At 70.9% G+C, this 19,564-nt stretch carries 19 protein-coding genes; 13 read left to right on the top strand and 6 right to left on the bottom strand.

What is annotated here, in order from left to right; genetic code table 11:
- The first annotated feature begins 79 nt into the window (after positions 1–79).
- The 5 genes from QRX50_RS33045 to mptB all read left to right on the top strand — a co-directional run bounded on the left by QRX50_RS33045 (position 80) and on the right by mptB (position 7,180).
- A complete protein-coding gene (locus tag QRX50_RS33045) occupies positions 80–1,846 on the top strand; it encodes an ABC transporter substrate-binding protein (RefSeq protein ID WP_285974634.1) in 1,767 nt (588 codons plus the stop codon).
- 6 nt (positions 1,847–1,852) lie between these two features.
- The gene (locus QRX50_RS33040; RefSeq protein ID WP_285967024.1) at positions 1,853–2,881 is read left to right on the top strand and encodes an ABC transporter permease; all 1,029 of its coding nucleotides are present in this window, start codon (positions 1,853–1,855) and stop codon (positions 2,879–2,881) included.
- On the top strand, positions 2,878–3,798 hold the full coding sequence (locus tag QRX50_RS33035; RefSeq protein WP_285967023.1) for an ABC transporter permease: 921 nt from the start codon (positions 2,878–2,880) through the stop codon (positions 3,796–3,798). Before QRX50_RS33040 ends, QRX50_RS33035 begins: the two co-directional genes overlap by 4 nt.
- The gene (gene nikE, locus QRX50_RS33030; protein WP_285967022.1) at positions 3,795–5,447 is read left to right on the top strand and encodes a nickel ABC transporter ATP-binding protein NikE; all 1,653 of its coding nucleotides are present in this window, start codon (positions 3,795–3,797) and stop codon (positions 5,445–5,447) included. Before QRX50_RS33035 ends, nikE begins: the two co-directional genes overlap by 4 nt.
- A gap of 158 nt (positions 5,448–5,605) precedes the next feature.
- Positions 5,606–7,180, top strand: a complete 1,575-nt coding sequence (gene mptB, locus QRX50_RS33025) for a polyprenol phosphomannose-dependent alpha 1,6 mannosyltransferase MptB (protein WP_285967021.1) — start codon at positions 5,606–5,608, stop codon at positions 7,178–7,180.
- Here mptB and QRX50_RS33020 read toward each other — a convergent pair.
- From QRX50_RS33020 to QRX50_RS33005, 4 genes are all read right to left on the bottom strand, one after another.
- Positions 7,177–7,830, bottom strand: a complete 654-nt coding sequence (locus QRX50_RS33020; RefSeq protein WP_285967020.1) for a hypothetical protein — start codon at positions 7,828–7,830, stop codon at positions 7,177–7,179. The two genes, mptB and QRX50_RS33020, sit on opposite strands and share 4 nt — an antisense overlap.
- Before the next feature lie 81 nt (positions 7,831–7,911).
- A complete protein-coding gene (locus tag QRX50_RS33015) occupies positions 7,912–8,325 on the bottom strand; it encodes a TIGR03668 family PPOX class F420-dependent oxidoreductase (RefSeq protein WP_285967019.1) in 414 nt (137 codons plus the stop codon).
- A 2-nt stretch (positions 8,326–8,327) separates the two neighbouring features.
- On the bottom strand, positions 8,328–9,227 hold the full coding sequence (locus QRX50_RS33010; protein WP_285967018.1) for a S66 peptidase family protein: 900 nt from the start codon (positions 9,225–9,227) through the stop codon (positions 8,328–8,330).
- Entirely contained in the window at positions 9,224–11,155 is a 1,932-nt protein-coding gene (locus QRX50_RS33005) for a prolyl oligopeptidase family serine peptidase (RefSeq protein WP_285967017.1), read from the bottom strand. Before QRX50_RS33005 ends, QRX50_RS33010 begins: the two co-directional genes overlap by 4 nt.
- Positions 11,156–11,274: 119 nt before the next feature.
- Here QRX50_RS33005 and QRX50_RS33000 point away from each other — a divergent pair, with 119 nt between their 5' ends.
- From QRX50_RS33000 to QRX50_RS32980, 5 genes are all read left to right on the top strand, one after another.
- Positions 11,275–11,850, top strand: a complete 576-nt coding sequence (locus QRX50_RS33000; protein ID WP_285967016.1) for a DUF3090 domain-containing protein — start codon at positions 11,275–11,277, stop codon at positions 11,848–11,850.
- 8 nt (positions 11,851–11,858) lie between these two features.
- Positions 11,859–12,668: an SCO1664 family protein gene (locus QRX50_RS32995; RefSeq protein ID WP_285967015.1), complete on the top strand. Its 810-nt coding sequence runs from the start codon at positions 11,859–11,861 to the stop codon at positions 12,666–12,668.
- The gene (locus QRX50_RS32990) at positions 12,653–13,525 is read left to right on the top strand and encodes a phosphotransferase (protein ID WP_285974633.1); all 873 of its coding nucleotides are present in this window, start codon (positions 12,653–12,655) and stop codon (positions 13,523–13,525) included. The genes QRX50_RS32995 and QRX50_RS32990 overlap by 16 nt, the downstream gene beginning before the upstream one ends.
- 135 nt (positions 13,526–13,660) lie before the next feature.
- Entirely contained in the window at positions 13,661–14,032 is a 372-nt protein-coding gene (locus QRX50_RS32985; protein ID WP_285967014.1) for a hemerythrin domain-containing protein, read from the top strand.
- A gap of 71 nt (positions 14,033–14,103) precedes the next feature.
- Positions 14,104–14,328 carry a hypothetical protein gene (locus tag QRX50_RS32980; RefSeq protein WP_285967013.1) on the top strand — a complete coding sequence of 75 codons (225 nt, stop codon included), beginning with the start codon at positions 14,104–14,106 and terminating at the stop codon, positions 14,326–14,328.
- A gap of 22 nt (positions 14,329–14,350) precedes the next feature.
- Here QRX50_RS32980 and QRX50_RS32975 read toward each other — a convergent pair whose 3' ends face one another.
- Positions 14,351–15,127, bottom strand: coding sequence for a M50 family metallopeptidase (locus QRX50_RS32975; RefSeq protein ID WP_285967012.1), 777 nt, complete (start codon positions 15,125–15,127; stop codon positions 14,351–14,353).
- Between the two features lie 113 nt (positions 15,128–15,240).
- Here QRX50_RS32975 and QRX50_RS32970 point away from each other — a divergent pair, with 113 nt between their 5' ends.
- The 3 genes from QRX50_RS32970 to QRX50_RS32960 all read left to right on the top strand — a co-directional run bounded on the left by QRX50_RS32970 (position 15,241) and on the right by QRX50_RS32960 (position 18,063).
- Positions 15,241–16,047 carry a DUF3097 domain-containing protein gene (locus QRX50_RS32970; RefSeq protein ID WP_285967011.1) on the top strand — a complete coding sequence of 269 codons (807 nt, stop codon included), beginning with the start codon at positions 15,241–15,243 and terminating at the stop codon, positions 16,045–16,047.
- 103 nt (positions 16,048–16,150) lie between these two features.
- Entirely contained in the window at positions 16,151–16,585 is a 435-nt protein-coding gene (locus QRX50_RS32965) for an NfeD family protein (RefSeq protein ID WP_285967010.1), read from the top strand.
- A 116-nt stretch (positions 16,586–16,701) separates the two neighbouring features.
- Complete coding sequence (locus QRX50_RS32960; RefSeq protein WP_434533370.1) at positions 16,702–18,063, top strand: SPFH domain-containing protein; 1,362 nt, start codon at positions 16,702–16,704, stop codon at positions 18,061–18,063.
- Positions 18,064–18,128: 65 nt separating this feature from the next.
- Here the strand turns inward: QRX50_RS32960 and QRX50_RS32955 are convergent, their stop codons facing one another.
- Positions 18,129–19,475, bottom strand: coding sequence for an MFS transporter (locus QRX50_RS32955; RefSeq protein ID WP_285967009.1), 1,347 nt, complete (start codon positions 19,473–19,475; stop codon positions 18,129–18,131).
- Positions 19,476–19,564: the final 89 nt, after the last annotated feature.

The following is a 19,564-nucleotide window of genomic DNA, read 5'->3' as shown; positions in this document are numbered from 1 at the left end:
ATGGGGTGGTCTTCAAGTGCGGATCAAGCACGTTCGGCGCGGGGTGAACCGCGCCATCGCGGTTCTGGCCGCGGGAACCATGGCGATTCTGCCGCTGGCGGGCACCGCCGCGGCGCAGCAGCCGGCGCAGCCGAAGGTGCTGCGGGTGGCGCTCACGACCGGGATCGACCACCTGAACCCGTTCACGGCGTCGCTCGCGGCGTCGACGCAGGTCGGCCGATTCATCTACGAGTTCCTCACCATCCCGAGCGCGGACAAGGCCGAAGCCTCGCCCGCGCTCGCGGAGTCGTGGACGACCTCGCCCGACAAGCTCACCTGGACGTTCAAGATCCGCCAGGGCGTGAAGTGGTCCGACGGGCAGCCCGTCACCGCCAAGGACGCGGCGTACACGTTCAACCGCATGCTCACCGACGAGACCGCGCGCACCGCGAACGGCAACTACGTCACCAACTTCCAGAGCGTCGCCGCGCCGGACGACACGACACTCGTCATCAAGACCAAGGCCGTGCAGGCCACCATGGACCTGCTCGACGTGCCGATCGTGCCCGAGCACATCTGGGCGCAGATCAAGGACCTCAACGACCCGAAGACCGACGACCTGTCTGTGGTCGGCGTCAGTGACGGGCCGTACCAGCTCACCGAGTACAAGCAGAACGAGTACGTGAAGTTCACGGCCAACACCGCCTACTGGCGCGGCGCGCCCAAGGTCGACGAACTGCAGCTGCTCGTGTTCAAGGACGTCGAAGCCGCCGTCAACGCCCTCAAACAGGGCGAGGTCGACGTGATCAACCGGCTCACCCCGACCCAGTTCGACGCCCTCAAGGGCCAGCCGAACATCGCCACCAACCAGGCACCCGGGCGCCGCTACAACGAGATCAACATCAACTTCGGCGTCGAAGACGTGAACAACAAGCCCATCGGCAACGGTAACCCCGTGCTGAAGGACCTCGCTCTGCGCCAGGCCATCGCGCAGAGCATCGACACCAAGACCATCGTGGACAAAGTCATGGGCGGCTACGGCCAGCTCGGCGGCGGTGTCATCCCGCCGATCTACTCCGCCTACCACTGGGATCCCGCACCGGCCGAGGCCCGCAAGTTCGACCTCGCCGCCGCCAACAAGACCCTCGACGACGCCGGCTACCTCAAGGGCAACGACGGCATCCGCGTCGCCCCCGGTGGCGCGCGCCTCGAGCTGCGCCTGACCGGCCACGCCAACCGCGCGTTCGACCAGCGCACCGCGCAGTACGTCGCCGGCTGGCTGCAGCAGATCGGCATCTCGGTCAAGCAGGAACTCGTCTCCGACGAGGAGCTCAACGACCGCACCACCGCCGGCAACTACGACCTCGCGATCTCCGGCTACGCCACCAACCCCGACCCGGACTACGCGCTCGCGCTGCACACCTGCGCCGCGCGGCCCAACACCGAGGGCAAGGGCGCCACCACCGACACGTTCTTCTGCGACCCGGCCTACGACGGGTTCTACAAGCAGCAGCTCACCGACACCGACCCCGTCACCCGCGCCGGCTACGTCAAGCAGGCCCAGGCCCGCCTCTACAGCCAGGCCGTGAACGTGGTCCTCGACTACGACAACTCGCTCGAGGCCTACCGATCCGACAAGTTCTCCGGCTTCCAGACCCAGCCGCAGCCCCAGGGTTCGATCCTGGAGCAGACCGGCTACTGGGGCGTCTACGGCGCCGTCCCCGCGGGCACGCAGACCGCGGCCGCCGACGCCGGCGGCTCGAACACCGTGCTGTGGATCGTGCTCGGTGTCGTCGTGGTCGTCGTCCTCGTCGGCGGCGGGATCATGATCGGCCGGCGCGGCAAAGCCGCGGACGACCGGGAGTAGCACCTCTTGACGCAGTCACTCATCACCGACCAGGCCGCGGTTCTCGTCGACCCCGACGAGAACCGCGGCGGGACCGGGACCACCCGGTTCGTCCTCACCAAGATCGCCGAAGCCCTCGCCAGCATCCTCCTGGTGATCGTGCTCGGGTTCCTGCTGTTCCGGCTCCTGCCCGGCGACCCCGTCGCGTTCATGGTCCGCGAACGGCCCACCGACCCCGCCCAGATCGCCGAGCTGCGCGAACGCCTCGGCATCGACAAGCCCGTGCTCACCCAGTTCTGGGACTACTTCACCGGCCTGTTCCGCGGCGACTTCGGCGAGTCCTACATCGAACGCCGGCCCGTGCTCGACATGATCGGCGAGCGCCTCTGGCCCACCGTGCTCCTCGTCGGCAGCGCCACCGTGCTCGCCGTCGCGATCGGCCTGTGGCTCGGCATCCGCGCCGCGTGGAAGCGCAACAGCTTCTTCGACCGCGCCCAGACCGGCATCGCGCTCACCCTGTGGTCGGTCCCGCAGTTCTGGCTCGGCCTGCTGCTGCTCGTCGCCACCGGCGGCCTGTTCCCCAGCCGCGGCATGCACTCACCCGACGCCGCGCCTGGTGTCCTCCCGCAGACGCTGGACGTGCTGCACCACCTGGTCCTGCCGTGCGTGACCCTGCTCGTGGTCTTCTACGCGCAGTACATGCTGGTGATGCGCTCGTCGCTGCTGGGGGAGATGGACGCCGACTACCTCACCACCGCCCGCGCCAAAGGCCTGCGCGACGACCTCGTGCGCCGCCGCCACGCCGTGCCCAACGCGCTGCTGCCCACCGTGACCCTGGTGTTCATGCAGTTCGGCATGGTCGTCTCCGGCGCCGTCACCGTCGAGGCCGTGTTTTCCTGGCCCGGCCTCGGCCAGCTGACCTACGACGCCATCCACGGCCCCGATCTGCCCGTGCTGCAAGGCGTGCTCGTGGTCCTCGCGAGCGCGGTGGTCCTGATGAACCTGTTCGCGGAACTGCTCTACCGCGTACTCGACCCGAGGGTGCGCACCGCATGACCGCCTCCGCCTCCGCTCCCGCCGAAACACCGCGCGCCATCGCCTGGCGCCGTCGCCGCGCCGCGGTCGCCCGCACCTGGCACGAGTTCGCCACGCAGAAGGGAGCGCTCGCCGGGTTCTGCCTCCTCGCGCTCACGGTCGTCGTCGCGATCCTGCTGCCGCTGATCAGCGACTCCGACGGCCTCGACGTCACCAAGGCCACCGGCCGGCCGCTGAGCCCGCCCGACGGGCAGTTCTGGCTCGGCACCGACATCGACGGCCGCTCCGTGCTGCTCATGACGATCTGGGGCACCCGCCTCTCCCTGCTCGTCGGGTTCTCCGCGACCGTCCTCAGTGTCCTGATCGGCACGATCGTCGGCATCGCCGCCGCCCACTTCGGCGGCTGGATCTCAGCGATCCTGCTGCGGTTCACCGACTTTTTCCTGGTGCTGCCGTCGCTGATCCTCGCGATCGCGCTCTCGGCCGTGCTGCCCCAGGGCACCCGCACGATCATCCTCGCCATCGGCCTCACCGCCTGGCCCAGCACCGCCCGGCTCGTGCGGGCCCAGACCCTCACCATCGAAAGCCGCCCCTACATCGAACGCTCCCGCGCACTCGGCGGCGGCCACCTGCACGTGATCGGCCGCCACGTGCTGCCCGGCGTGCTGCCGCTCGTGCTCGCCAACACCACCCTCGTCGTCGGCAACGCCGTGATCGCCGACGCGACCCTGGCGTTCCTCGGTGTCGGCGACCCCAACGCGATCTCCTGGGGCGCCATGCTCGAGACCGCGCTCAACAGCGGAGCCGTGACCCGGGGCGCCTGGTGGAACCTCCTGCCACCCGGCATCGCGATCGTGCTCGTCGTGCTGTTCTTCACCCTGGTCGGCCGCGGGCTGGAGACGGTGCTGAACCCGAGGCTCAAAGGACAACGCTCGTGACCGCCCTGCTCGAACTCAAGAACCTCGGCGTCACCTACCGCACCGGCGGCGGCGAAGTCCCCGCTGTCCGCGGCGTCGACCTGCGCCTCGAAGCCGGCGGCACGCTCGGCGTGGCGGGGGAGTCCGGCTCGGGCAAGTCCACCGTCGCCATGAGCGTGCTTCGCCTGCTGCCCCGCAGCGCCACGGTGACCGGCGAGATCCTGCTCGACGGCGAAGACGTCACCACCATGCGCTGGGCCCGCCTGCGCGCCGTCCGCTGGGCCGAGGCGTCGGTCGTGTTCCAGGGCGCCATGCACGCGCTGAACCCCGTGCGCCGCATCGGCGAGCAGATCGCCGAACCCCTGCGCCTGCACCCGCCCGAGACCGGGGCGCTGAGCGAAACGCAGGTGAAAACCCGGGTCGCCGAACTCCTCGAACAAGTCGACCTGCCGCCCTCGCGCGCCGGCGCCTACCCCCACGAGCTGTCCGGCGGGCAGAAGCAGCGCGTGATGATCGCGATGGCGCTGGCCTGCTCACCGCGCCTGGTCATCGCCGACGAGCCGACCACCGCGCTCGACGTGATCGTGCAGGCCCAGGTACTGGCCCTGCTGTCGAAGCTCGTGGCCGAACAGGACATCGGGCTCGTCATGATCAGCCACGACCTGTCCGTGCTCGCCGCCACCTGCGACCGCATCGCCGTGATGTACGACGGGCAGCTCGTCGAGGAACGTCCCAGCGCCGAGCTCATGGCCGACCCGCACCACGAACACAGCCGTGCGCTCGCCGCCGCGTTCCCCACCGTCGGCGACCCCGTGTCCCGCTTCGCCCCGGCCACCGGCACGCCCCTCCCGCCGGAACCCGAGCACCGCGCCGGGCCCGGCGACACCCCGCTGCTCGAAGCCGAGAACCTCCACGTGAGCTTCCGCGACCGCACCGGCAAGCGCATCCACGCCGTCAACGGCGTCGACCTCGCCGTGCGCCGCGACGAGATCGTGGCCCTGGTCGGCCAGTCCGGCTCCGGCAAAACCACCCTCGCCCGCACGCTGCTCGGCCTGCAGAAAGCCGACTCCGGCGCGATCCGCCACGCCGGCAAACCCCTCCCCGCCGGCGGCGCCGCGCTGCGCGCCTACCGGCGCAAGGTCCAGCTCGTGCTGCAAGACCCCACCAGCGCGCTCAACCCCGCCCACACCGTCTACGAAGCCGTCGCGGAAGGCCCTCGCATCCACGGCCTGCCCGCCGAACGCGACACCGTGCTCAACGCCCTCGAAGCGGCGGAGCTGCGGCCCCCGGAGAAGTTCCTCGACCGCCTGCCCCACGAGCTCTCCGGCGGCCAGCGCCAGCGCGTGGTCATCGCCGGCGCGCTGGTGCTCGAACCCGCCGTGCTCGTGGCCGACGAACCCGTCGCCTCGCTCGACGCGTCCGTGCGCGGCGAAATCCTCGCCCTCCTGCTGCGGCTGCGCCGCGAGCTCGGCCTCGCCGGGCTCGTGATCACCCACGACCTGGGCCTGGCCTGGAACATCGCCGACCGCGTCGCCGTCATGTACCGGGGCGAGCTCGTCGAAACGGGCACCGTCGAACAGGTCCTGCTCGACCCCCAGCACGAGTACACCCGATCCCTGCTGGCCGCCCTGCCCGGCGGCACGGCCCAGCGCGCGACCACCGGCAGCTGAGCGTTCCGGGCCACCTCCGGAAAACCGACCCCAACCACCCACGGGCGGAAGATTCACCCGGACCGCGCGCCGGCCGCCCGAACAGGTGCGCGAAACCGCATCGGAGCGGGAGCCCGTGCGGTGAGGCGAAGATTCACCCGGTAATCTCCTGGATCGAAATGGCGACCACCACCGACTCCGCGCAGCCGTCCGCGATCAGCGCCCCGGACGCGCGATTCCTCACGCCCTCGCGGTTCCCGTACCGCACGATCGCGATGGGCACCATCGGAACCACGCTGCTCATGCTCGCCGCGCTCGGCGCCGGCGGGATCCTGATCCGCGACCCCGTCCTCGGCCACGGGCCCCTCTCGTGGATCCGCTACGGCCACGGCCGCGCGCTCGCCAACGCACTGCTCTACCTCGGCTTCGCCCTCGTCGTCTGGGCCTGGGTCCGCCTCGGCCGCTACGTGCTCGCCGGCCGCATCGGCAGCAAGCCCATCCTCGTCGCCGCCCTGTGCTGGATGGCGCCCCTGCTCGTGTCGCCGCCGCTGTTCACCCGCGACGTCTTCTCCTACCTCGGCCAGGGCGCGCAGCTGCTCTACGGGCTCGACCCGTACGCCAACGGCCCCGCCGAGCTCGACGTGCTCCCCAACGTGGTGCAGAACGTCCACCCGCTCTGGCAGACCACACCCGCCCCGTACGGGCCGCTGTTCCTGCTCATCTCCAAGGGCATCGTGTCCATCACGCAGGACAACATGATCGCCGGCGTGATCCTCACCCGCGTCGTGCTGCTCGTCGGCCTCGGCATGACCCTGTGGGCGCTCCCGCGGCTCGTGAAGCACCTCGGCGGCAAGCTCCCCGTGGCGCTGTGGCTCGCGGTCGCCAGCCCGATGATGGTCATCCACCTCTTCGGCGGCCCGCACAACGACCTCATGATGCTCGGCTTCCTCACTACCGGCGTCCTCGCCGCACTCGAGCGCAAGTACATCGTCGCCGTCGTGCTCGTCACCGTCGGCATGCTGATCAAACCGACCGCCGCCGTCGCCCTGCCCTTCCTCGTGTGGATGTGGGCCGCGAACATGACCGGCGAGTCGAAGGTCAAGAACTTCTTCAAGGCCGGCGCCGCGTCCGTCGGGCTCTTCCTGCCCGTGTTCGTCGCCGGCACCTGGGTCTCGCTGGGCTCGCTCAACCTCGGCTGGTGGTCGGGCCTCGCGGCGCCCCAGCTCATCGCCAACTGGCTCAACTTCCCGACCGGCATCGGCGAAGCCGTGTACAACCTCGTGCACCTCGTCGCCAACGTCCAGTCGTCGCCGTTCGTCACCGTCGCGCGCGCGATCGCCATGCTCGGCCTCGCGGCCTTCGGCATCCGCCAGTGGTGGCTCGCCCGCGAAGGCGGCGCCAAAGCCGTCTACCGCGCCGCGATCACCCTGCTCGCCGTCGCGATCCTCATGCCGCCGACCCTGCCCTGGTACCTCACCTGGGGTTTCGTGCTCATCTCCGCGTTCCCGTGGGAACGCCGCAACCTCTCCGCCGTGGTCGCCGTGTCGGTCTTCGTGACCCTCGTGTACTACCCGACGGGCGAACAGGCGCTGTACGACTGGTGGTTCATCGCGATCGTCGTGGTCGTGAGCCTCTACGCGGCGGCTTCCCTGCTGCGCCCGGACCCGCTGGGCCTCATCTCGGCGTGGCGGCGACCGCGGGAAGACAAGTTCCTCCCCGCGGCGCCTGCCGCTCCCGCCGCTTCCCAGGACTAAGGCCGCGCCAGCGCCTCGGCGAACACCGGGGCGACCTTTTTCAACACGGACTGGCCCGCCCTGTCGACCCAGTCCGTGTTCTTGAACACGAGCGACTCGGCACGGTCGCCCGTGCCGAGAACAAGCACGCAGATCCGCACCCCGATGCGTTCGGTCGGCGCTGCGCAGAACCCATACTGCGCATCCGCCACCTTCGGCGCCGGGAACTCGCTGACCGACTTGAAATCAAGGTCCTGCACCGTCACATGGCCACAGGCGAGCGCCTTCTTCACGCCATCCACGATCTGGGCACCGCTGTAACCGTCGTACTCGGCGACGAGCTGCGCGATTTGGCCGTCGCCCCCGCTCGAATAAGCCTGCGCACCCTGCTTGGCCTTCGCGTCCCAGGGTTGCGCCGCGCCGCAGGCGTTCACCAGCTGCAACGGAGTCCTCGGACCTATGACGTATTCGAGCGGTTCCCTCCACTCGTCCTGCCCGACCTTGGCGAGCTCGTCCTCGGTCGGTAGCAACCGTTCGAGAGTGGGCGGGTGAACCACCGATGACGGAGGCGCACTACTCGACACGGGTGGCGGCTTCGGCACCGCGCTCACCGGCGTCTGCGCCGCACCGGACGAACACCCCGCGACGATCACCGCGAGACCGGACACCACCGCTGTTTTCCACAAAATACGTCTGTGCACGCACCAAGATCGCCGATCACCGGGTGATCGTTAGCCGCCGTCGTCACACCGTTACGAGAACGACCAGCCGTGCCACGAGCGGACGGTCGTGAGGACCACCGCGTGTTCCGGCGGGTGCTCGGCGTACTGCGGGTACTTCGCCACCAGCCACGACACCGGCTCGGCTCGCGCGCCCGGATCCAGCACTCGCGCGACGCCGTCCGCGCGGGCCCACCACAGCTGGGACCAGTCGTCGGAGTAGGCGTCGACCAGGAAGGACACCGCCGGGTTCTCCGCGATGTTCGCCAGGCGGCGCAGCGCGGTTGTCGACTTGGGTTTGTGGTCGACGGCGAAGGCGACCGAATCGCCGGACACCGCGAACGTCACCGGGACCAAGTGCGGCACGCCGGCAGCCGAGGCCGTCGCCAGGCGGGCCACCCGGGCGTCCAGGAACCGGGTGCGGGCCTCGTCAGCGGAAAGCCGCATGATCAGTCCAGCGCGGGGGAGTCGAGGGTCAGCGTGCCCAGCTCCGTGTCCAGCGAAGCCCGTGCGCCCAGCGGGAGCGTCGGCGAGGACGCCACGTGGCCGAAGCCGAAGTCGCCCAGCACGGGGATGTCCAGGGGCGCCAGGCGGTCCAGCACCAGCGCCCGGATCTCGGCCGGGTCCCCGCACGCGGCCCACGAGCCCAGCACCACGCCCTGCGCGCCGGCGAACCAGCCCGCGCGCAGCAGCTGCGTCAGCATCCGGTCGATCCGGTACACGCTCTCGGTCACGTCCTCCAGCAGCACGATCCCGTCCGCGGCCGACGCCTGCTCCGCCGTGCCGAGCCCGGCCGCGAGCAGCGACAGGTTGCCGCCCACCAGCACGCCCGAAGCGCGGCCCGCCACGAGCACGTCGGCGGCCGGCGCGTGCAGCACGCGCGTGCGCTCCGGTTCGAACAGCGTGCGCCGCAGGTGCTCGGCCGCGGTCTCGTCGAACAGGACCGAAGCGGGCATCGGCGAGAACAGCGTGTCCAGGTCCAGGTGCGCGGCCACGGCTCGGTGCAGCGCCGTCACGTCGGACGACCCCGCGAGCACCTTCGGGCCGGCCGCTCGCAGCGCCGTCCAGTCGATCAGGTCCAGCATCCGCTGCGCGCCGTACCCGCCGCGGGCCGCGAGCACGCACGAGACCTCCGGGTCGAGCCACGCGGCCGTGAACTCGGCCGCCCGCATCTCGTCCGGCGCCGACAGGTAGCCCGACGTCGAGCCGTGCACCGCCTCGCCGACCCGCACCTTCACGCCCCAGCCACGCAGCACCGGCAGCGCCGCGTCGAGCAGGTCCGGCGCCACGGGACCGGACGGTGCCACCAGCGCCACCGTGTCCCCGGGCGCCAGCCGCGGTGGTCTCATCGGGACAGCTCCAGCTTCGGCACGTCCGGCGTCGCGAACCCGAACACCTGGCCGTAGAACGACAGCTCGGCCTCCAGCGCGGTCACGATCGTCTCGGCCCGCCGGAACCCGTGCTGCTCACCGGGGAACCGCAGGTAGGCGTGGTCGACGCCGCTGCCGGCCAGCCCGGCGACGAACCGGTCCGCCTGCTCCGGCGGGCAGATCTGGTCCTCCAGCCCCTGCAGGAACAGCACCGGCCCCGCCAGCGAACCCGCGTGCGTGATCGGCGAACGCTCCCGGTAGCGCTCCTCGGTCTGCGGGTACGGCCCGACCAGTCCCACCAGGTACTGCGACTCGAAGTCGTGCGTCTCCCCGCCGGCGCCGGTCCAGGTGGCGAGGTCCAGGATCGGGAACTTCACCGTCGCCGCCGCGTATGTGCGGGTCATCGTGATCGACGCCGCCGAGGTGAACCCGCCCGCGCTGCCGCCGCGGATCCCCAGCCGTGCGCCGTCGGCGGCGCCCTCGGCCACGAGCGCCTCGGCCACCGCCACGCAGTCGCCGACGTCCACTACACCCCACTGCTCGCGCAACCGCTCCCGGAACGCCCGGCCGTAACCGGTGGAGCCGCCGTAGTTCACGGCCACCACGCCGATGCCGCGGCTGGTGAAGTACGCGATCGTCAGGTCCAGCGCCGCGTCGCTGCGCCCGGTCGGCCCGCCGTGCACGTGGACCAGGAACGGCGGCTGCTCACCCTCGGGACCGGTGAAGTCCGGGTTCCGTGGCGGGAACACGAACGCCGGGATCCGCGAACCGTCCGCCGCGGTGAACACGCGCTCCTGCGGCACCGGCAGGTACTCCGCCGGCGGCAGGTCGGCCGGCTGCGGCGTCAGCGCCGTCCACGTGCCCGCCTCGAAATCCACGCGCACCACGGCGCTCTCGCGGTCCGCGCCCCCGGCGATCCCCACGACGCCACCCGGCACCGCGGCCAGCCCCGACGTCGACCACACGCTCAGCTCCGGCACCACCGGCGTCACCGAACCGGCGTGCTCGTCGAGCACCGCCAGCCCGTCCGGCGTGAGGACAGCGTGCCGCCCGCCGCCGAGCGGGGCGAACCAGCTCGGGCCGAGCTTCCACATCGCACCGCCGATCTCCTGCTCCACCGGCGCCAGGTTCACCACCGACCCGTCGAGCCCGACGCGATGCAGGTTCCACCAGCCATCCGGGTCCAGCAGCGCCAGCAGCCGGTCCGGCGTCTCCCACTCCAGCTGGCAGATCGCCACGTCGGCGCCACCGGCCAGCACGCGGGCCGCACCGAACACCCCGTCGCCGTCGACGGGCGCGACGAACAGCTCCGTGCCGTCCCACGGCATCGCCGGGTGGTCCCACGCGAGCCACGCGGCGTGCGCGCCGTCGGGCGAGAGCTGCGGAGCGGTGAAAAACCGGTGCCCCTCCACGAGCACCCGCTCGGCGCCGCCCGCGAGGGGGATCGCCACGAGCTCACGGGAGATGTCCGTGCGGTGTGGCCCGGTGCTGCGTTCGCGCACCGCCCACACCTCACCGGCGCGGCCCGCGCGGAGATCGCCGTACCGCACGCCCTGCGGCGCGGCCGGCTCCGCCGTCAGCGGCCTCACTTCACCGGCTACCGACGCGTACACCCGCTGATCGGCCCAATGGGTGAAAACCACGACGTCGCCGATCGCGACCCACGGGCGGCCGCCGTACTCGTGCACCCGGTTGCGCACGTTCCACGGCGCGGGCAGCACGTCCTCGACCCCGTCACCCGGCACCGCCCGCACTAGCGCGACACGGCCGCCTTCGGCCGGTCGGGCCTCGGCCCACCACAGTTCGTGACCCACGGTCGCCAGCCACTGCGCCCCACCTCCCGTGGCCGCCACGTCCGCCGCCGAAACGGGTGAGGTCCAGGTTCCGTATGCAGAGATCTGTGGCACCCGGAAAGCCTAACGGCGATCCGCTGCGTGTCCGCACCCGCACGCACCGCACCGAAATCCCGGTCAACCAGGGGCGGCGGATGCCGATCATGCGCCCGTGGCCTAGGGTCGGGGGTGCTATGTCTCGCGTAATCCACGTCTTCCGCAAGCCCGACCGGTTCGTTGCCGGAACGGTCGGCGAGCCCGGCGATCGCACGTTCTACCTCCAGGCGTCGGAAGATGTCAGGACGATCAGCGTGACGATCGAGAAACAGCAGGTCGTCGTCCTCGCCGAACGCCTCGGCTCCCTTCTCGAGGAGGTCGCCAGCCGCTTCGGCGCCGACGTGCCCACCGACGTACCCGACGACCAGCTCGACGTCGACCCCCTCACGGTCCCCGTCGAGGAGGAGTTCCGCGTCGGCACCATGGGCCTCGGCTGGGACGCCGACTCCAGTGCCGTCGTGATCGAGCTCCTCGCGATCACCGAGGGTGAGGTCGACGAAACGGTGGTCCTCGACGACACCGAAGAGGGCCCCGACGCCGTGCGCGTGTTCCTCACCCCGGTCGCCGCCCGCGGGTTCGCCGAGCGCGCCGACCGCGTGGTCAACGCCGGGCGCAAGCCCTGCCCGCTGTGCGGCGAGCCCCTCGACGCGACCGGGCACATCTGCCCGCGGCAGAACGGCTACCGCCGCGACGTCGACGTGGCCGAGGACTGAGGGCACCGGTGGCCAGCACCCCGCCGGAACCGACGGACCCCGCCGCGCGCGATTTCGTCACGCACGGCCGCATCGACGTCGAGGGCCGGCTCGTCGACGCCTCCAACGTCACCCTGTTCTGCGCGATCGAGCTCGACGGCGTCACCGGCCGCGTGGTCTACAAGCCGGTGTCGGGGGAGCGGCCGCTGTGGGACTTCCCCGACGGCACCCTCGCCGGCCGTGAGGTCGCGACCGCGATGATCGCCGACGCGTCCGGCCTCGGCGCCATTCCGCCCACCGTCCTGCGCGACGGCCCGTTCGGGCCCGGCATGGTCCAGCTGTGGGTGGAGACCTCCGAGGACGACGACGTCGTCGACGTCTGCGCGCCCGAGGAGGTCCCCGAAGGCTGGCGCACCGTGCTGCACGCCCACGACCGCCTCGGCGACCCGGCGGTCCTGGTACACGCCGACCACCCCGGGATGCGTGAGCTCGCCGTGCTCGACGTCATCGTGAACAACACCGACCGCAAGGGCGGGCACCTGCTCGCCGGCACCGACGGCCGCGTCTACGGTGTCGACCACGGCATCTGCCTGCACACCGACCCGAAGCTGCGGACCGTGCTGTGGGGCTGGATCGGCGAGCGTCTCGGGGACCAAACCGCGGAGAAGCTGCGCAAGCTGCGGTCCGACCTCGACGGCAAGCTCGGCGCCGACCTCGGTGAGCACATCACCACCTTCGAGGTCCGCGCGCTTTCCCAGCGCACCGACTTCCTGCTCGCCGAAGGTGTCTTCCCCGAACCCGGCGACGACTGGCGCGCGATTCCCTGGCCGCTCTTCTGAGCGACTCGCTGGACGCGGCGGCCCGCGCACGGCTCGTCGACCGGTTCGGCGCGGGCGTCGGCCCCTGGTGCGACGCGCTGCCCGAACTCGTCGCGCGCCTCGCGCAGCGCTGGAACCTCACGGTCCGGGAAGAGCGCCCGGGCAACACCGGCCGGACGCTGCTGTGCGACAGCCCTGATGGTCCCCGCGTCCTGAAGCTGTGCCCCGATCCCGGGATCGCCCAGGCCGAGGCCACGGCGCTGCAGGCGTGGGCCGGTCTGCCGCGGGTCGTGCAGCTGCTCGACACCGACCTCGGCGCGGGCGCGATCCTGCTCGAAGGCCTCGTGCCCGGCACCACCCTGACCGGCGCCGACGTCCCGTGGGACCAGGTCCGCGACCTGCTCGGCCGGCTCCACGGGGTCGCCGCGGACGGCCCGTTCCCGACCCAGCTCGAGCGCGTCCACACGATGTTCGACCTCGCTGAACGCCGCTTGCGCGGCAGCACCGCGGAAGCGCATCTGCCGGTGGACGTCCTGCACGCCGGGCGTACCTGCGCCGAAACCCTCGCCACGACCGGCCCGGTCGCCCTCGTCCACGGCGACCTGCACCCCGGCAACGTCCTCGACGCCGGCCCGGCCCGCGGCATCGTCGCGATCGACCCCCGCCCGTGCGTCGGCGACCCCGCCTTCGACGGCGTCGACTGGGCGTTCGTCCCGCTCGCCGACGGCGGCACGCTCGCCGACGGCCTCGCCGAGTTGCCCGACCCGGGCCGCACCCGCGCGTGGTGCGTCGCGCTCGCCCCGCTCATCGCGATGGGACCCCTGCGCCGCGCCGGTCCGACGTCCTTCACCGACTCGGTCCTCACCCTCTTGCGATAGGTGTGGCGCTCGTCACTGTCCGGCTCCGGGTTCAACCGTCACGACCTCGGGCCCGTGTCGCGGGATGCCGGGCGAGCACGCGCCGGCTCCCGCTGCCGAAGGACTGACATAACCGCAACGAAGGCTCCCGGCGCGATGACCCGCGAGATGCGCATGGTGCACACCGCGCTGCGCCGCGAGTTCGGCCTGATGCCGAAGCTGATCGCCGGCGTCGCCGAAGGGGACACGGCGCGCGCCGCGCTCGTCGCCGACCACCTCGAGCTCGTCGGCACGATCCTGCACCACCACCATCACGCCGAAGACCTCGAGATCTGGCCCCACCTGCTCGAACGCTGCCCCGCCGAAGTCGCGCCGCTCGTGTACGGCATGGAGCGCCACCACGAACGCATCGCGTTCCTGGCCGTCGACCTCACCGACGCTGTCGCGGCCTGGCGCGCCGAGCCGAACCCCGCACGCCGCGACGCCGTGCTGGCCGTGCTCGACCCGCTGATCACTGTGCTCTGCTAGCACCTGGGCGCGGAAGAGGACTACGTGCTCCCGCTCATCGAACAGCACATCACCGCCGCGGAGTGGGCACGATGGTCGCCCAGGGCGCGGCCGAACTCCCGCCCGAGAAGCTCCCGCTGGTGCTCGGGATCATGATGTACGAAGGCGACCCCGGCGCCGTGCAGGACGCCCTCGCCAACCTGCCCGCCGAAGCCCGCGACACCGTCGCCGAACTGGCGCCACGCCGGTACGCCGACGTGGCCGAAACCCTCTACGGCACCCGCACCCCGCCGAAGGAATCCACGCCCGCCCGCTGAACCGGCCCGGCACGCCCACTTGTCACGGCCACAGGAGCGGCACCGCCTTCTCCAGCGCCCAGCCGATGACCACGAACCAGCCGGCGATCCACACGAACGCCGGGATCGACGTGAGCTCCGCGAGGCCGGCCGCGTCGTCGGTGTGGTGGCGCAGGCCGTGGCGCACCCGGTTGGACACGAGCGCGCCCAGCCCGCCGATCTCGCTGGTGAGCAGCAGCCACGCCTCGCCGTACGCGACGGCGTTCTGCACCCACCCCGGTGCCGTCCGCCAGACGGTGAAGGTGACCATCCCGAGCGCGACGACCGCGACGAAGGTGATCAGGTCACGCGTGACCACCAGCACGAGCACCATCACCAGTGTGGTGAGCGCGAGGACGGCGGGCGCGTAGCCGTGGCGCAGCAACCCGGCGGCCCCGAGCCCGGCCAGCGACGGCATCGCGTACCCGGCCACGCTCGTCAAGGTCCGCGACCACGGCGACGGCGTCCACGACCACGTGGCGCCGCTGTCGGCGCTGGTGATCGCGATCCGGTACACCCCGCCGCCGGTGACGACGCTGGCGAGCGCGTGTCCGCCTTCGTGGAACACCGTCCCCAGCACGTTCGCACGTCCGATCAGCAGATCTTTCTCGCTCGCCAGGAACGCGAACGTTCCCGCCGACACCGCGGCCGCGAACAGGCCTGTCACCAGCACCATCCACTGTCCGGGCGCTTCGACCGTGCCGGTCAGCGACCCGAAGAAGCCCCCACCCGCCATGACCTCGACCTCCCCGGAGAACGGCAGGAACCCGAAGAATCGCACGTGGGTACGACATTTCCGGCCCACCGCGGCGTGGCCGGAGCTCGTCAAGGATTGTGACCCGACCGGCGTGGCGGCACGACGTGGACACCCGAACCGCACTACGGTGCTCGGCCGTGCGCTCACATTCGTACGACGACGTGCTGTCGGGTCCGCGCAAGCGGAAGATCCCCGAGATCCCGGCCGAACCCGGCCTGGTGGTCGAAGATCCGGCCAGCGGCTACTGCGGCGCGGTCGTGAAGATCGAGTACGGCAATGTCGTGCTCGAGGACGCCAAAGGTCGCCACCGCGTGTTCCCGCTCGGCCCGGCGGCGTTCCTGCTGGAGGGCAAGCCCGTCACGCTCGTGCCGGTCCGCAAGGCCGCCGCGCCCGTCAAGCGGGTGTCGGCGTCGGGGTCGGTGAAGGTGCAGGGCTTGCAGGCCCGCGTCGCGCGGGATTCCCGGATCTGGGTCGAGGGCAAGCACGATGCCGAGCTCGTCGAACGCGTGTGGGGCCACGACCTGCGCGTGGAAGGCGTGGTCGTGGAGCCGCTCGACGGCGTCGATGTGCTGGCCGAGAGGATCGAAGAGTTCGGCACCGGGCCCGGCCGCCGCCTCGGCGTGCTCGTCGACCACCTCGTCAAGGGCAGCAAGGAGTCACGGCTGGTCGCGCAGGTTCGCGATGAGCAGGTGCTCGTGACCGGTCACCCGTACGTGGACATCTGGCAGGCCGTGAAACCCGAGGCCGTCGGCATCCGCGCGTGGCCGGAGATCCCGCGCGGCACCGAGTGGAAGGTCGGCATCTGCGATGCGCTCGGCTGGGGCGAGACCTATGAGGGCTGGCAACGGGTCCTGGCCGCCGTGAGCAGTTTCCGCGACCTCGAGACGCCGCTCATCGGCGCCGTCGAACGCCTCATCGACTTCGTCACCGAGCCTGCTGAATGAGCCCGGAGTGAGCCCGGTATGCCCGGTTTCAAGCAAGGTCACGCGTCGGTCACGTCGAGTCACTTGCCCGGTGCGAACCGGCGCGATCTGAGAGCATGAGCCCATGGCAGTAGCGTTGATCTGGCTGATCATCGGCATCGTCCTGATGATCGCGGAAGTCATCTCCGGCGACTTCGTGTTGATCATGCTCGGCATCGCCGCGCTGCTCGGCGCCGGCTCCGAAGCGATCACCGGCAACATCTTCATCGACGTCGCGGTGTTCGCCGTCAGCTCCGTCGCACTGCTGGCACTGGCCCGCCCCGCGCTCAAGCGCCGCTTCCTCGCCGGCTCCCACACGCCCACGGGCACGGACGCGCTCATCGGCGCCCGCGCCGTCGTGGTGTCCACAGTGGATTACGACGCCGGGCAGGTGAAGATCGGGGGAGAGATCTGGTCAGCGCGCGCGGTGCACGAGTCACACCCGCCGATCGCGCCGGGCACCAGCGTCACCGTCGTCGAGATCTCCGGCGCCACCGCCGTGGTGGACATCGTGTCGTGATCGCGAGAACTCCGGAAAACGGTACTAGGTAAGGGGAAACGCTCTTGTCGACAATTGCGATCGTCGTGGTCGCGCTCCTGGTCTTGTTCGTCATCATCACGGTGGTCAAGGCGATCATGGTGGTGCCGCAGGCCCAGTCGGCGGTGATCGAGCGACTCGGCCGGTTCCGCACGGTCGCCTCGCCCGGCCTGACGTTCCTGGTGCCGTTCCTGGACAAGGTCCGCGCCCGGATCGACCTGCGCGAGCAGGTCGTCTCGTTCCCGCCGCAGCCGGTGATCACCGAGGACAACCTCACGGTCAACATCGACACCGTCGTGTACTTCCAGGTCACCGACTCGCGTGCCGCGGTGTACGAGATCTCCAACTACATCATCGGTGTCGAGCAGCTCACCACCACCACGCTCCGCAACGTGGTCGGCGGCATGAGCCTGGAGCAGACGCTGACCTCCCGCGATGCGATCAACAGCCAGCTGCGCGGCGTGCTCGACGAGGCCACCGGCCGCTGGGGCATCCGCGTCGCGCGGGTCGAGCTCAAGGCGATCGACCCGCCGCCGTCGATCCAGGACTCGATGGAGAAGCAGATGCGCGCCGACCGGGAGAAGCGCGCGATGATCCTCACCGCCGAAGGTCAGCGGGAGTCGTCGATCAAGACGGCGGAAGGCCAGAAGCAGAGCCAGATCCTCTCCGCGGAAGGCCAGAAGCAGGCCGCGATCCTCGCGGCCGAGGCCGAGCGGCAGTCCCGCATCCTGCGCGCGCAGGGTGAACGCGCCGCCCGCTACCTGCAGGCCCAGGGCCAGGCGAAGGCGATCGAGAAGGTTTTCGCCGCCATCAAGGCCGGCCGGCCGACGCCCGAGGTGCTCGCCTACCAGTACCTGCAAACCCTGCCCCAGATGGCGCAGGGCGACGCGAACAAGGTCTGGATGATCCCGAGCGACTACGGCAAGGCCCTCGAAGGCTTCGCCCGCGCGCTCGGCGCCCCCGGCGACGACGGCGTGTTCCGCTACGAGCCGCCGAAGGACGACACCCCCGAACGGCCCGACCTCGACGACGACGAGGTCGCCGGCTGGTTCGACACCTCGACCGACCCGAAGGTCGCCGAGGCCGTCGCCGCCGCGGAAGCCGTGGCGCGCAAGGAGGTGCCGAGCCCGCTCAACCCCGCGCCGCCGCGCCGCGCCCTCGGCGGAGCCACCCCGGCACCGGAAGCCGCGGCTCCGGCCGCACCGGCGGAGGAAGAGCCGGCCGCCCCGCCGGCCCCGGCCACGCCGCCGCAGCCCAGCACGCCGCCTCCGGGTGTCCAGCAGCAGAACCCGCCGTCGCTCCCGCAGCCGCAGCCCCCGACCACGCCGCCGGGTGGCCCGTACCAGGGCCCGCCGCAGCAGTTCGGCGGGCAGCAGGGTCAGGGCCCGGGCAGCGGGCCGTTCCCGCAGCAGGGCCCGTTCGGCGGACCCCAGGGCGGGCCGCCGCAGCAGCGCCGCTGACGCACCCCACGGACAAAGAGGGGGCGCTGCACCGGAATTCCGGTGCAGCGCCCCCTCTTTCGTTCCTAACGGCGGGCGTAGACGCTCACGTCGTCGATGTTCGCCTTCGACCGGTCGGGCAGCGCGATCACACACAGGATCGTGACCACCGCGGACAACACGATGTAGATCGACACCGAGTACGGCGTGCCGGTCAGGTGCAGCAGCCACGTCGCCAGCAGCGGCGCGGGACCGCCCGCGAACACCGACGCCAGCTGGTAACCGAGGCCGGCGCCGCCATAGCGCAGGTGCGTCGGGAAGCTCTCGCCGATCAGCGCGGCCTGCGGCCCGTACTGCATCGCGTGCGCGACCAGCGACACGATCACCGCCACGAAGATCAGCACATGCCCGCTGTGGCTCAGGACCGTGAAGTACGGGAACGCGATCACCGCCGTGAGCACGGAGCCGCTCAGATACACCCGTTTTCGGCCGATGCGGTCGGACAACTGGGAGAACACGGGGATCAGGACCAGCTCCGCCAACGCGCCGACGAGCACCGCGTTGAGGACGAAGGTCTTGCTGAACTCAGGGCGCTGCACCACATACACGAGCACGAAGCTGGTGAACAGGTAGAACGGCATTTGCTCGCTGAAGCGCAGACCGGCCGACAGCAGGATCTCCCGCCAGTGGTGGCGCACCGCGTCCTTCACCGGCGCCTTCGACGTCTTCTTGTTCGCCACGACCCCCGCGAACATCGGAGTTTCGAGGATCCGCAGCCGGATCACCAGGCCGATGACCACGAGCACCAGGCTCAGCAGGAACGGGATCCGCCAGCCCCACGAATCGAAGTCCTCCTGCGACAGCGTCGCCGACAGCAGCGTCATGCCACCGGTTCCGAGCACCAGGCCGACCGGCACGCCGACTTGCGCGAAACTCGCGAGCAGCCCGCGCCGGCGTTGGTCACCCCATTCCATCGCGAGCAGTACCGATCCGCTCCACTCACCACCGATCGCGATGCCCTGCACCAGGCGCAGCAGCACCAGGATGAGCGGCGCCGCGATCCCGATCGACGCGGTCCCCGGCAGCATCCCCACGAGAGCCGACGACAAGCCCATCAGCAGCAGCGTGACGATGAGCGTCGCCTTGCGCCCCAGGCGGTCGCCCCAGTGCCCGAAGATCGCCGCGCCGACCGGCCGTGCGGCGAAACCCACGGCGTAGGTCGCGAACGACTGCATCACGCCCGCGTAGCCGGTCGAGGCGGGGAAGAACAGGTGGGGGAAGACAAGTGCAGCGGCGGTGTTGTAGAGGAAGAAGTCGTACCACTCGATCGTCGTGCCGATCGACCCGGCGAGCGCCGCCCGCCGCACCTGCACTCGACGGTCTCCGGAGGACGCTGCGACTGACTTGGTGACTTCGTTGTCGCCTAGAACCATGATGCACACCTCTCGTGACGGGCGTCACTCAATAGTGTGAGGCACTTGCCCTGGTTCGGCGATTCCTGCCGAACGATGCGGGAAGCTCG

The organism is Amycolatopsis sp. 2-15 (genome assembly GCF_030285625.1).
GTDB classification, from domain to species: domain Bacteria; phylum Actinomycetota; class Actinomycetes; order Mycobacteriales; family Pseudonocardiaceae; genus Amycolatopsis; species Amycolatopsis carbonis.
The sequence above is the reverse complement of the archived record's forward strand: the minus strand, read 5'-3'. Positions and strand labels throughout refer to the sequence as shown.

Bases quoted from the DNA above. Each gene is read 5' to 3' on its own strand.
- QRX50_RS33045 (WP_285974634.1), top strand. From the start codon at position 80: ATGGCGATTCTGCCGCTGGCGGGCACCGCCGCGGCGCAGCAGCCGGCG.
- QRX50_RS33035 (WP_285967023.1), top strand. From the start codon at position 2,878: ATGACCGCCTCCGCCTCCGCTCCCGCCGAAACACCGCGCGCCATCGCC.
- mptB (WP_285967021.1), top strand. From the start codon at position 5,606: ATGGCGACCACCACCGACTCCGCGCAGCCGTCCGCGATCAGCGCCCCG.
- QRX50_RS33015 (WP_285967019.1), bottom strand. From the start codon at position 8,325: ATGCGGCTTTCCGCTGACGAGGCCCGCACCCGGTTCCTGGACGCCCGG.
- QRX50_RS33010 (WP_285967018.1), bottom strand. From the start codon at position 9,227: ATGAGACCACCGCGGCTGGCGCCCGGGGACACGGTGGCGCTGGTGGCA.
- QRX50_RS33000 (WP_285967016.1), top strand. From the start codon at position 11,275: ATGTCTCGCGTAATCCACGTCTTCCGCAAGCCCGACCGGTTCGTTGCC.
- QRX50_RS32985 (WP_285967014.1), top strand. From the start codon at position 13,661: ATGACCCGCGAGATGCGCATGGTGCACACCGCGCTGCGCCGCGAGTTC.
- QRX50_RS32980 (WP_285967013.1), top strand. From the start codon at position 14,104: ATGGTCGCCCAGGGCGCGGCCGAACTCCCGCCCGAGAAGCTCCCGCTG.
- QRX50_RS32965 (WP_285967010.1), top strand. From the start codon at position 16,151: ATGGCAGTAGCGTTGATCTGGCTGATCATCGGCATCGTCCTGATGATC.
- QRX50_RS32960 (WP_434533370.1), top strand. From the start codon at position 16,702: ATGGTGGTGCCGCAGGCCCAGTCGGCGGTGATCGAGCGACTCGGCCGG.
- QRX50_RS32955 (WP_285967009.1), bottom strand. From the start codon at position 19,475: ATGGTTCTAGGCGACAACGAAGTCACCAAGTCAGTCGCAGCGTCCTCC.